Source organism: Pseudomonas yamanorum (genome assembly GCF_013386765.1).
Taxonomy (GTDB): Bacteria; Pseudomonadota; Gammaproteobacteria; order Pseudomonadales; family Pseudomonadaceae; genus Aquipseudomonas; species Aquipseudomonas yamanorum_A.
Window position 1 is genome coordinate 1 of sequence record NZ_JACARE010000091.1, and the last position, 11,254, is coordinate 11,254.

At 62.2% G+C, this 11,254-nt stretch carries 12 protein-coding genes; 3 read left to right on the forward strand and 9 right to left on the reverse strand.

The genetic code is table 11. The features are described 5' to 3' along the window. Positions 1-335: 335 nt before the first annotated feature. The 4 genes from paaK to paaG all read right to left on the reverse strand — a co-directional run bounded on the left by paaK (position 336) and on the right by paaG (position 4,222). Positions 336-1,661, reverse strand: a complete 1,326-nt coding sequence (gene paaK, locus HX875_RS32470) for a phenylacetate--CoA ligase PaaK (protein ID WP_177049007.1) — start codon at positions 1,659-1,661, stop codon at positions 336-338. A 101-nt stretch (positions 1,662-1,762) separates the two neighbouring features. Continuing rightward, complete coding sequence (gene pcaF / locus HX875_RS32475; protein WP_177049008.1) at positions 1,763-2,974, reverse strand: 3-oxoadipyl-CoA thiolase; 1,212 nt, start codon at positions 2,972-2,974, stop codon at positions 1,763-1,765. Beyond that, the gene (gene paaI / locus HX875_RS32480; RefSeq protein WP_177049009.1) at positions 2,967-3,416 is read right to left on the reverse strand and encodes a hydroxyphenylacetyl-CoA thioesterase PaaI; all 450 of its coding nucleotides are present in this window, start codon (positions 3,414-3,416) and stop codon (positions 2,967-2,969) included. Before paaI ends, pcaF begins: the two co-directional genes overlap by 8 nt. Positions 3,417-3,430: 14 nt before the next feature. Continuing rightward, complete coding sequence (paaG, locus tag HX875_RS32485) at positions 3,431-4,222, reverse strand: 2-(1,2-epoxy-1,2-dihydrophenyl)acetyl-CoA isomerase PaaG (RefSeq protein ID WP_177049010.1); 792 nt, start codon at positions 4,220-4,222, stop codon at positions 3,431-3,433. 361 nt (positions 4,223-4,583) lie between these two features. Between paaG and paaY the strand changes: the two genes are divergently transcribed. The 3 genes from paaY (at position 4,584) to feaR (ending at position 7,150) form a co-directional block, all read left to right on the forward strand. Next, positions 4,584-5,174 carry a phenylacetic acid degradation protein PaaY gene (gene paaY / locus HX875_RS32490; protein WP_177049011.1) on the forward strand — a complete coding sequence of 197 codons (591 nt, stop codon included), beginning with the start codon at positions 4,584-4,586 and terminating at the stop codon, positions 5,172-5,174. A 61-nt stretch (positions 5,175-5,235) separates the two neighbouring features. Further along, complete coding sequence (gene paaX, locus HX875_RS32495) at positions 5,236-6,159, forward strand: phenylacetic acid degradation operon negative regulatory protein PaaX (protein ID WP_010173615.1); 924 nt, start codon at positions 5,236-5,238, stop codon at positions 6,157-6,159. Positions 6,160-6,235: 76 nt separating this feature from the next. Beyond that, complete coding sequence (gene feaR, locus HX875_RS32500; RefSeq protein WP_177049012.1) at positions 6,236-7,150, forward strand: transcriptional regulator FeaR; 915 nt, start codon at positions 6,236-6,238, stop codon at positions 7,148-7,150. Positions 7,151-7,244: 94 nt separating this feature from the next. Here feaR and HX875_RS32505 read toward each other — a convergent pair whose 3' ends face one another. From HX875_RS32505 to HX875_RS32525, 5 genes are all read right to left on the reverse strand, one after another. After that, positions 7,245-7,766 (reverse strand): cytochrome C, encoded by a 522-nt coding sequence (locus tag HX875_RS32505; RefSeq protein ID WP_177049013.1) that lies wholly within the window; start codon positions 7,764-7,766, stop codon positions 7,245-7,247. Positions 7,767-7,891: 125 nt separating this feature from the next. Next, positions 7,892-8,413: a methylamine dehydrogenase light chain gene (locus HX875_RS32510; RefSeq protein ID WP_003208877.1), complete on the reverse strand. Its 522-nt coding sequence runs from the start codon at positions 8,411-8,413 to the stop codon at positions 7,892-7,894. 19 nt (positions 8,414-8,432) lie between these two features. After that, positions 8,433-9,053 (reverse strand): methylamine dehydrogenase accessory protein MauD, encoded by a 621-nt coding sequence (gene mauD / locus HX875_RS32515; protein ID WP_177049014.1) that lies wholly within the window; start codon positions 9,051-9,053, stop codon positions 8,433-8,435. 3 nt (positions 9,054-9,056) lie between these two features. Next, complete coding sequence (locus HX875_RS32520) at positions 9,057-9,596, reverse strand: MauE/DoxX family redox-associated membrane protein (RefSeq protein WP_177049015.1); 540 nt, start codon at positions 9,594-9,596, stop codon at positions 9,057-9,059. A 12-nt stretch (positions 9,597-9,608) separates the two neighbouring features. Next, a complete protein-coding gene (locus tag HX875_RS32525; protein ID WP_177049016.1) occupies positions 9,609-10,757 on the reverse strand; it encodes an amine dehydrogenase large subunit in 1,149 nt (382 codons plus the stop codon). Positions 10,758-11,254: the final 497 nt, after the last annotated feature.

The following is an 11,254-nucleotide window of genomic DNA, read 5'->3' on the forward strand; positions in this document are numbered from 1 at the left end:
CTTTTGATCTTGATCTTAGGCGCCCCGTTAAACCACGCTGGCCGAACGCAGGTAGTACGGAGCGGGTAAACCGGCAGGACGCCGGTTTAGCCGCGACGGGGCAGGGACGCCCCGTCGCGGCGGCCCGCGGAGTAATACCGGAGTTGAGGGCACACCGAGCCTAGGCGAGGTGCCGAGTGGTGGGGCAAGAGCGTTTTGCTTACTTTTGCGCTGTTCAAAAGTGAGCCGCTGTAAGAGCGGAACCCATATCAGCCATCCCCTAAATAACGGATATGTACCCCACCCAAACGAGCAAAAAAAAGCCCCACAAATGCGGGGCCAAAAAGGTGCAGCAGTCATGCTTTAGGGCGCTTGTCCATCACGTGGCAAGCCTTGCCCTCAGACCGCTTGATCGAATGCAGCGGCTGCAAAACGATACGCGAGCTGATCCCGATATACGTCTTGATGTGCTTGCTCAACTCACTGGCCACAGCTCTCTGCTGCTCATCATTGAGATGCTGATGCTCAGCCTTAAGCTCCACATGCACATCAACGCTGTCCAGGTTCCCATTACGATACAGATGTATCTCATAACACTCTGAAAGCTGTTTTATTTTGAGCACCTGCTCCTCAATCTGCGTGGGAAACACATTCACCCCACGAATAATCAGCATGTCATCACTACGCCCGGTGATCTTGTCGATACGCCGCATCGGCCGCGCAGTCCCCGGCAGCAACCGCGTCAGGTCCCGGGTGCGATAGCGGATCATCGGCAGCGCCTCCTTGCTCAAGGAGGTGAACACCAGTTCACCCATCTGCCCATCCGGCAGCACTTCACCCGTCACCGGGTCGATGATTTCCGGGTAGAAGTGATCCTCCCAGATCGTCGGCCCGTCCTTGGTCTCCGCACACTCCATGGCCACACCCGGCCCCATGATTTCCGACAATCCGTAGATATCCAGCGCAGTGATCCCCAGCCGCGCCTCGATGGCACTGCGCAACTCAGCAGTCCACGGCTCGGCCCCAAAGATCCCCAAACGCAACGCCAACTTGTGCGGATCAATCCCCTGGCGCTCGATTTCATCGGCAATGTTCAGCATGTACGAGGGCGTGACCATGATGATGTCCGGCTGGAAATCCTTGATCAGTTGCACCTGCTTTTCAGTCTGCCCGCCGGACATCGGAATCACCGTGCAACCCAGGCGCTCAGCGCCGTAGTGAGCACCGAGGCCGCCGGTGAACAGCCCGTAGCCATAGGAAATATGCACCTTGTCGCCACGCCGGCCACCGGCAGCGCGGATCGAGCGCGCTACCACATTGGCCCAGGTGTCGATGTCGTTCTGGGTGTAACCCACCACCGTCGGCTTGCCGGTGGTGCCGCTGGAGGCGTGCAGGCGCACCACCTCGTTCATCGGCACGGCAAACATGCCGTAGGGGTAGCTGTCCCGCAGGTCGCTCTTGGTGGTGAACGGGAATCTGGCCAGGTCGTCGAGGGACTTGATGTCATCGGGGTGCACCCCCAGCGCGTCGAAACGCTGACGGTACAGCGGCACATTCTGGTAGGCGTGGCGCAGGCTCCAGCGCAGGCGCTCCAGTTGATGGGCGCGCAGTTGGTCGACGCTGGCGGTTTCCAGCGGGTCCAGCACAGGGTTAAGCACGGCGTTTGGAATAGGCATGTTCATGAGTTCACTCGAATTATTTTTGTGTATCAGCCCACCGCACACCGTGGGCTTTGAGTGCATGCCCCAAGGATACCGCTAGGTTCCTCGGGAATCGCGAATCTTTAGTCGGACAACCGCTCGATGATCAGTGCGATGCCCTGGCCCACGCCGATGCACATGGTGCACAGGGCGTAGCGGCCGCCTCGTTCTTCCAGCTCATGCAGGGCGGTGGTCACCAGCCGTGCGCCGCTCATCCCCAGCGGATGGCCGAGGGCGATGGCGCCGCCGTTGGGGTTCACCCGCGGGTCGTTGTCCCCCAGGCCCAGTTCGCGCAGCACCGCCAGGCCCTGGGCGGCGAAGGCTTCGTTGAGCTCGATCACGTCCATATCCGCCAGGCTCAGGTTGGCCAGTTCCAGCACCTTGCGGGTCGCCGGCACCGGGCCGATGCCCATGATCCGTGGCTCTACGCCGGCGGTAGCCATCGCGACCACCCTGCCGCGGGCAACCAGGCCGTGACGCTTGGCAACTTCGGCGCTGGCCAGCAGCAGGGCGCAGGCGCCGTCGTTGACCCCGGACGCGTTGCCGGCGGTGATGCTGCCGCCTTCGCGGAACGGCGTGCCGAGTTTCTGCAGTTGCTCAAGGGTGGTGTCGCCGCGTGGGTGTTCGTCGTGTTCCACCACCTTGGCCGGGCCTTTGCGCTGGGGGATTTCCACCGCGACGATTTCCTTGGCCAGGCGCCCGCTGGCCTGGGCCGCCGCTGCCCGTTGCTGGCTGCGCAGGGCAAAGGCGTCCTGGTCGGCACGGGAGATGTTGAACTGCTCGGCGACGTTTTCGGCGGTCTCCGGCATCGAGTCGATCCCGTAGGTTTTTTTCATCAGCGGATTGACGAAACGCCAGCCGATAGTGGTGTCGTACAGCTGCGCATCGCGGGCAAACGCCTGCTCGGCCTTGCCCATCACCAGCGGCGCCCGGGACATTGATTCCACACCGCCCACCAGCATCAACCCGGCCTCGCCGCAGCGAATCGCCCGGGCCGCGCTGCCGATGGCGTCCAGCCCCGAGCCGCACAAACGGTTGAGGGTGGTGCCCGGCACGCTCACCGGCAGCCCGGCCAGCAGCGCCGACATGCGGGCCACGTTGCGGTTGTCTTCGCCGGCCTGGTTGGCGCAGCCGTAGATCACATCGTCGACGCGGCTCCAGTCCACTTGCGGGTGGCGGCGCAACAGTTCGCGCAGCGGCACCGCACCGAGGTCGTCGGCGCGCACGCTGCTCAAGGCGCCTGCGTAGCGGCCAATCGGGGTGCGTACCGCGTCGATGATCAAGGCGTCATTCATTCGGATTCTCCTGCGCCAGCACCGTGCCGCGCACTTTGTAGGATTTGCCATGGAACAGCGCAATCAGCTGGCCCAGTTGGTTTTCGATACGGACGTCGTAGTTGCCGGTGCGGCCCGAGCGGCTTTGCTCGCGACAGTCGGCACTCAAGGTGTCGCCCAGGTGTGCCGGGGCGATGTAGTCGATGCTGCAACCCAGCGCCACGGTGGCGTCGTTGTAGCTGTTGCAGGCGAGGGCGAAGGCCGAGTCCGCCAGGGCGAACAGGTAGCCGCCGTGGCAGGTGCCGTGGCCCTGGATCATGTCGGCGCGCACGCTCATTCCCAGGCGTGCGCAGCCCGGCGCCACCGAGAGCAGGCGCATGCCCATGCCCTGGCTCGCGGCGTCGCGGCTGAACATGGCCTGGGTGCATTGGTTGGCCAGGTTCATGGCTTCATGGTTGGTCATGCAGTGCGCTCCTTTCAGCGGCCCTTGAAGCTTGGGCTGCGTTTTTCCATGAAGGCGGCGACGCCTTCGCGGTAATCCTCGCTGCGCCCGGCCAGGCGTTGCAGGTCGCGCTCCAGCTCCAGCTGTTCATCAAAGGTGTTGCTCAGGCTGGCGTTCAGGCTGCGCTTGATCAGCGCCAGGCCGTAGGTCGGTTGGGTGGCCAGGTGGCGGGCCAGGGTCAGGGCTTCGTTGCGCAGTTCGGCGTCGTCCACGCAGCGGTAGATCAGGCCCCATTGCTCGGCTTGTTCGGCGCTCAGGCGATTGCCCAGCAGGGCCAGGGCCTTGGCGCGGGCCATGCCCACCAGGCGCGGCAGGGTCCAGGTGCCGCCGGAGTCGGGGATCAGGCCGATCTTGCAGAACGCCTGGATAAAACTCGCCGAGCGGGCGGCCAATACGAGGTCGCAGGCCAGGGGTATGTTCGCGCCGGCCCCGGCGGCTACGCCGTTCACCGCGCAGATCACCGGCAGGGGCAGGTCGCGCAGTTGGCGGATAAGCGGGTTGTAGAACTTCTCGATGGATTCACCCAGGTCCGGCACCGCGCTGCCGGGTGCCACATTGCGGTCGCTGAGGTCTTGCCCGGCGCAGAAGCCACGACCTTCGCCGGTCAGCAGCAGCACGCGCACGTCGGGGTTTTCCTGAACCAGCTTCAGTGCCTGCTGGACCTCGCCATGCATCTGCGCATTGAAGCTGTTGAGCTGGTCGGGGCGATTGAGGCTGAGCAGGGCGACGCCGGCCTCGATGGAAAACAGGATGTGTTCGAAGTTCATGGTCGTGAGGCCCTCACGGTGCACGCTCGGCGGTCAGCCGGCTCATTATTGGATCGGCAAGGTCTGCCGGTTTTGCAGGAGTATAGCTTTAACGTGATACATAAATGCAATGATAAAATTGATTTGGTGTGTCTTGTTTTGGAAGGTTTGAAAATGGATTGGTCAGGTTGTTGGCCGGTAAACACCTGATAAATCCCATATTTTATTGGCTTTAAATCGAATATATAGGGCGTTTTAGCCTGCTTGGCCGATAGGTGATCCAAGCGATACGCTTTTTCAGCTTTGTGCTTATAAAATGATGTGATACAAAATAAGCCAAGATCGGCATCGCTTTGCGAATACGCCATAAAAGGAATCCTCCATGACCTGCTACAGCCTCGACGGCCTCACCCCGGTGGTCGACCCCACGGCCTACGTTCATCCCTCGGCGGTATTGATCGGCGATGTGATCATCGGCCCTCATTGCTATGTGGGGCCGCTGGCGAGTCTGCGCGGCGACTTCGGGCGTATCGTCCTCGAAGAAGGGGCCAACCTGCAGGACACCTGCGTGATGCACGGCTTCCCGGACAGCGACACGGTAGTGGAGCGCAACGGCCATATTGGCCACGGCGCGGTGCTGCACGGTTGCCGGATCGGCACCGATGCGCTGGTGGGCATGAATGCCGTAGTAATGGACAACGCGCGCATTGGCGCTCGCTCCTTTGTCTCGGCGGCGGCCTTTGTCAAAGCCGGTTTCGAGTGCCCCGAGCAGTCGTTGGTGATGGGCACGCCGGCCAGCGTCAAGCGCAGCCTCAGCGACGAAGAGGTGCACTGGAAGCAAACCGGTACCCGCGAATACCAGCGCCTGGCCCAGCGCTGCCTGGAGCAGATGCAGGAATGCGCCCCCCTGAGCGAGCCTGAAGCCGACCGGCCACGGATCAGCGACAGCGGCCTGCGGCCCAAGGGCACATGAATCGCCTGCATCCCGACGCCGCTAAAAACGGTATATTTTCTCTTTTTGCCTCGGTACGCCCATGTCGTCACTGACACCCCTGAACCAACTGATCACCCGCTTCCAGGAGCAGACGCCGATTCGCGCCAGTTCCTTGATCATTACCTTGTACGGGGACGCCATCGAGCCCCACGGCGGGACGGTGTGGCTGGGCAGTCTGATCCAGTTGCTCGAGCCCATCGGCATCAACGAACGGCTGATCCGCACCTCGATCTTCCGCCTGACCAAGGAAGGCTGGCTGACCGCCGAGAAAGTCGGGCGCCGCAGCTACTACAGCCTGACCGGTGCCGGGCGCCGGCGTTTCGACAAGGCCTTCAAGCGGGTCTACAGCTCCAGCGTGCCGGCGTGGGATGGTTCGTGGTGCCTGGTGATGCTCACACAGCTGACCCAGGACAAGCGCAAACAGGTGCGTGAAGAACTGGAATGGCAAGGTTTTGGTGCGATAGCCCCGACCGTGCTGGCCTGCCCGCGCAGCGACCGCGCCGATGTCAACGCCACCTTGCTCGACCTCGGCGCCCAGGAAGACACCATCGTCTTCGAGACCACGGCACAAGATGTACTGGCCTCCAAAGCCCTGCGAGTGCAGGTGCGCGAGAGCTGGAACATCGAGGAACTGGCGGCCCATTACAGCGAGTTCATCCAACTGTTCCGACCGCTCTGGCAAGCGCTTCGCGAGCAGGAACAGCTTGCGCCTGCGGATTGTTTCCTGGCACGGGTCCTGCTTATTCATGAATACCGCAAACTGCTGCTGCGCGACCCGCAATTGCCCGACGAATTGCTCCCCGGCGATTGGGAAGGCCGCGCCGCCCGCCAGTTGTGCCGCAATATTTACCGGTTGATCTACGCCAAGGCCGAGGAATGGCTGAACAGCGCGCTGGAAACTGCCGACGGCCCGTTGCCGGACGTGGGCGAAAGTTTTTACCGGCGGTTCGGAGGCCTGAAATAAGGAGCGACGCTGTTCAGGAGAACGGGTGGAGTGATGTGGCGTAGAGAATAAAAATAAGCCTGCGTGAGGCCTGAACATGATGTCTTCAATTGCACAGCGCTGTGATGGGTTCGACCAATGGATCCATCAGATCAATCAGATCTGCGGCGCGTTTGATGCACAAGTCCTGGGGGATGGTTTTTCCGGGCAGATCCGCGAATACCAGAGCGGCGCGCTGAAGCTCAGCTTTGTCGACGCCTGCCAGGCGCGGCTGTTTCGCACCCCCACGCAAATCGCGGCGGGCGAGGGCGGCAAGTACTTTGCCGTGTTCCAGCTCGACGGCACGGCGGGCATGGCCCAGGGCGACAGCAAGGCGCTGTTGCGTGCCGGCGACATCACCCTGATCGATGCGGCGCACCCCAGCGACTTCACCTACAGCGAGAACTCGCGGCAGTTGTCGTTGATCCTGCCGGCCTACCTGGTGGAGCAGACCTTGCGCTTCAACCCGGTCAAATGCGGGCACCGCATCGAGGCCACGTCGCCGATGGCGATGCTGTCCCGGCAACTGATTTTGCAAGCGACCCAGCAAGACAACCTGACCTTGCAGGAAAGCGAGGCGACGCTGGAAGCGATCATCAACCTGCTGCGCCCGGCCATCAGCCAGGCGGGTGAAGTCGGTGATGCTCACGAGCGGGTGTTTCGCAAGACCCTGGAGTGCATTGACCAACACATTCGCTCCGAAGAGCTGTGCCCTGAATGGCTGGCGCGGGAGGTGGGAATGTCGGTGCGCGGGCTGTACCGGATCTTTGCACGCAAGGGTTTGGTGGTGGCGCGGTACATCAAGAACCGGCGGCTGGATTTGTGTGCCGAGTCGCTGCGCCAATCCAGGGTGGAGGAGAAGCTTTCGGTGTTGGGGTACTCGTGGGGGTTTTCGGATTCGAGTTACTTTTCGACGGCGTTCAAATCGCGGTTTGGCATTGCACCGGGTGAGTATCGCAAGCAACACGCCTGAACTGTAGGAGCTGGCTTGCCTGCGATAGCGGAGTGTCAGCTACCCATTCCTGGCTGACCCACCGCTATCGCAGGCAAGCCAGCTCCCACAGGGTTCAGTTGGGCATTCCGTCTTCGATCGCAATCCCTTGCGCGCGCATCTCCTTGATCAACCCCGCCCGCGTCCCCGGCAGGTTGAGCATTGCCTTGTGCCGCAACTCAGTCACTTCCGTAGCGCTATAAGGCTGGTAATCCACCGGCGTACTCTTGCCCGCCATCCCGTCCGGGCGCATCAGCCAGTTCAGCAGATCCGCCAGTTGCCCATCGTTCAGCGCCGACTGCGACATCCCCGGCACCCGCACCAAAAACTCCCGGCCACCCGGCACCTTCAGAAAGTTGCCGACAAACCCGGTCATCCTCGGCGTGTCGTTCGCCGCCGAGCCCATGCCGCTGCCCAGATGGCAGCCGGCACACTGCAGCTGATAGTTGGTCGCCACGCTGTACCCGGCCTGGGCGATGGGCGTTTGCGGCGACTCATTACCCGGTGCGTGCTTCTGGTTCGGATTGGGAATCGCCCGGGCCTGGGCGAGCGGGGCGGCGAAGACACACATCAAGCTCAGCAAAAACAACGTACGCATGACAAGCCTCTTTGCACTGACCTGTGGCGAGGGTGCTTGCTCCCGTTGGGCTGCGCAGCAGCCCCAAGATCTTTGGGAGCGCTTCGCACTCCAGCGGGAGCAAGCTCCCTCGCCACAAGGGTGAGTTAAACCGCGACGCCGCGAATGATCGAGACCGTGCAGTGGTAGATGTGGGATTTGGCCGCCAGGCACCAGTTCACATCGTTGTTGTTGAACGGCCGGTACGCCGGTTCTTCACTGTCGTTACGCGTGCACGCGCATTGGGCGCAGCTTTGCTTACCGCAGCAGTCGTTATAGGAAATGATGTAGTCCTTGCCATCCGCCGGGTTGCGGCAGGTGCCGATCCAGGTCACCTGGGACGCCTCGGTGCCCGGTGGGCAGGACGTCACCGACCCGCCGCAGCAACTGCACAGGAAGCCGTCGATGGAGCAGTAGCGCCAGTAGTCGCAGCTGTTCGGATCGCCTGGGTCACCGGCTTTCGGGTTGTCGGCGGCCAGCGCCTTGCTGGTGCGGTCCAGGGGCAGCAGCAGGGGCAACGCGGCGCCTGCGACCATCAGCGAACCCATGCGGGCCAACAGTTTGCGCCGTGACGTAGTGTCGGCCAGGCGACGGGTCGAGCGCTCGAATAACAGATCCAGCAATTTCATGAGAGTCTCCCTGCCTTAATCAGTGGCTATGGCCGTGGCTGTGGTCGTGGGGCTGCGGCTGGCTGTTGAGGTATTGCTGCAGCGTGGCGCTTTTCAGGTGTTCGACTTCGAACAGGCTGTCCAGGTGTTCGCGGGAATTGACCAGGCCCTTGGCGCGCAAGGTGCCGCTCTTGTCGATCAGTGCAGCGTACGGCAGCTTGCCGATCTGGTAGGTCATGCCGACTTCCGGGCCGACCACGTAGGTGACGTCGTCCAGCTTGTGCTCGGTGATCAGTGCTTGCTGGGCTTCCATGTCACCGTCGCTGATAAACACCACATCGAGACGGTCGGCCTGTTCCTTGGCGATGGATTTGATCGCTGGCAACAGGGATTTGCAGATCGGGCAGGTCGGCGAGAGGAAGAACAGCAACTGGTTCTTCTCACCGGCATAGCCGAAGTTCACCGGGCGACCCTTGCGGTCGGAAGCAGTGACTTGCGGCGCCGGCTCATTCACCGCCACGCCCTTGTCCACCATCAGCGCGCCAGCCGGGGCGATGCGCCCGTGCAGCACGCCAATCTGGCGCACCAGGCCCATCACGGCGAACGCCAGCGCCAGCAGCAGGACCCACAGCAGTACGTTAGAAACAATCAGGCCTTCCATTGATCACCTACCAATCAGTTTGAGCAGAAGAGGGGAGTTCGCCAGCAAGCCATCGGCGGCGGCGTAAATCAGCAGCGCGACGGCGCTGGCGGCGACGGTGACGAAACCGTCGAAAAAACCCAGGTCACGGGCAATCGGCGACACGCAGGCCAGCAAGGCCACGGCCACCAGTGCGCCGTTGCGCAGCAGCAGGATCGGTCGCAACGGCTGCGCCTGGTCGGGGCCTGCGCAACCGCAGTCGATGTCCCGGCGACCGCGCCACAGGTTGATGCCGATGGCGGCGGCGTACAGCGCAATCAGGCCGGCGGCACTGAGGGCTGCCCAGGAACGGGTGGCCGGCACCAGCAGGGCAAAGGCAATCACCAACTCCAGCACCGGAATCACCCGGGCGCCGGGACGGGTCAATGCCTCGGGCAGCAACTGGTAGTCCGCCAGTTGCCGGGCGAAACGTGCCGGTGCGCGCAACTTGTGGGTTGCGGCACTGGCCAGCAACACCGCAATGGCGAGGGCGCTGGCAATGATGAAGATCGGGTCGATATGCATGGCCGAACCTCTTTAGTAGCTCATGATCTGGGTGGCGGTCTTCGCCACCTTGGCCATGCTACCGGTGAGTTTGTTGGTCTTCAGGTCGAAGATCTGCAAGCCGCCTTCGACGTCGGCGCCCAGCAACAGGGGCTTGTCGTCGCCGGTGGCCTGCATGCTCCAGACCGGCGTCGGGGCTTCCAGGGTGGCTATCTTTTTCTGGGTCTTGAGGTCGTAGGCCCAAATGATGGTGCTTGGGTCTTCCCACTTCATGGGTTCGTGGTTGTCATGCATCAGCACGTACATACGGTTGAGCTTTGGTGCCACGGCCATCAGTTGCCAGCCACCCGGGGCCCAGCCGGTTTTCTTTTCTGCATCGGTGGTGAGTGACCACGATGGCAGGATTTTCGGGGCATCGCCGGAGAAGTCGACGGGGCGTATGGTGCCGGTGGTGGTGGTGAAGTAGTAGGTGTCGCCTACGTTCACGGCGCGCTCGTTGAGCTTCTCGGCGTTGGGGTCGAAGAAGTGGGTGCGGTTGCGCGAGGTTTCCTGGCCTTGGTCATTCAGGGTGACCACTTGCAGACTGCCGTCGCCGCACAGGGAGGCGAAACGGCGGGTGCCGACCGGGTAGTTGAGCACGCAGCCGGGGATCGCGATTTCGGCGGTGACGGCGCGGGACTGGGTGTCGACCACGGTGACCGAGGTGGACGGGGTGAAGTTGTAGACGTAGACGAAACGGTCGTCGCCGCTGGTTTTCAGGCCGTAGCGTTGGGTCAGGGATTCGGCGCGTTTGTTCGGTATAAGTACTTCCCACGAAGGCGACAGGCTGGAGCTGTCCCAGGCGGTGAGCACGTCGGTGCGATCGCCACGGGTGCCGCGGGAATAGTAGATATCGGCGCTGTACAGGGTCTTTTGATCGTGGCTCAGGGCCGAGGGGGCGGCGAAGCCTGTGGGGACCATGCCGAGGACGCGTTTTTTATCCGGGTCGACGACGGTGACGCGGCCTACGACGAAGCTTTCGAATTCGACGTCTACTACGAAGGCGCGGTGGGCTTCCGGCGGGAAGGCCAGGGTGGTCTGGCCGATGGTGTCTGGCGGTAGGTCCGCTTGGGCGCTGTTCAAGCCGAGTACAAGCAGGCCCAGACCCAGCGCTGACTGTACGTTGATCCTGTTGCTTCGCATTAGGGGCACTCCCTGAATTATTGTGTTTTGCTAATCGCGGGTGCTTTGGCAGATTCTTGCAAGTGGATTCTGCCTTGTGGGGGGATTGCAAGAATTGTTGTGGCTGCCAAGTGGTTGTGTGTCTGTGCCAATGGTTTGGGGTGGGGTGTATATCCGTTATTTTTGTTATGGCCGCTTATGGTTCCGCTCTTACAGCGGCTCACTTTTGAAGAGCGCAAAAGTAAGCAAAACGCTCTTGCCCCACCACTCGGCACCTCGCTAGGGCTCGGTGTGCCCGCACTCCGGCTTTGGACCGTGGGCCGCCGCGATGGGCCATCCTTGGCCCAGCGCGGCTAACCCGGCGTCCTGCCGGGTTACCCACGCTCCAAAGCCTGCGTTCGGCCAGCGTGGTTTAACGGGGCGCCTAAGATCAAAATCAAGATCAAAAGCCAGAGCACAGCGGCCTACAGGCCGGCTTGAGTGTGGTGAAGCAAAGGCAACATCAAAATCTAAAGCGC

Bases quoted from the DNA above. Each gene is read 5' to 3' on its own strand.
- HX875_RS32505 (WP_177049013.1), bottom strand. From the start codon at position 7,766: ATGCGTACGTTGTTTTTGCTGAGCTTGATGTGTGTCTTCGCCGCCCCG.
- feaR (WP_177049012.1), top strand. From the start codon at position 6,236: ATGATGTCTTCAATTGCACAGCGCTGTGATGGGTTCGACCAATGGATC.
- HX875_RS32510 (WP_003208877.1), bottom strand. From the start codon at position 8,413: ATGAAATTGCTGGATCTGTTATTCGAGCGCTCGACCCGTCGCCTGGCC.
- HX875_RS32525 (WP_177049016.1), bottom strand. From the start codon at position 10,757: ATGCGAAGCAACAGGATCAACGTACAGTCAGCGCTGGGTCTGGGCCTG.
- paaI (WP_177049009.1), bottom strand. From the start codon at position 3,416: ATGACCAACCATGAAGCCATGAACCTGGCCAACCAATGCACCCAGGCC.
- pcaF (WP_177049008.1), bottom strand. From the start codon at position 2,974: ATGAATGACGCCTTGATCATCGACGCGGTACGCACCCCGATTGGCCGC.
- mauD (WP_177049014.1), bottom strand. From the start codon at position 9,053: ATGGAAGGCCTGATTGTTTCTAACGTACTGCTGTGGGTCCTGCTGCTG.
- HX875_RS32520 (WP_177049015.1), bottom strand. From the start codon at position 9,596: ATGCATATCGACCCGATCTTCATCATTGCCAGCGCCCTCGCCATTGCG.
- paaY (WP_177049011.1), top strand. From the start codon at position 4,584: ATGACCTGCTACAGCCTCGACGGCCTCACCCCGGTGGTCGACCCCACG.
- paaK (WP_177049007.1), bottom strand. From the start codon at position 1,661: ATGAACATGCCTATTCCAAACGCCGTGCTTAACCCTGTGCTGGACCCG.
- paaX (WP_010173615.1), top strand. From the start codon at position 5,236: ATGTCGTCACTGACACCCCTGAACCAACTGATCACCCGCTTCCAGGAG.
- paaG (WP_177049010.1), bottom strand. From the start codon at position 4,222: ATGAACTTCGAACACATCCTGTTTTCCATCGAGGCCGGCGTCGCCCTG.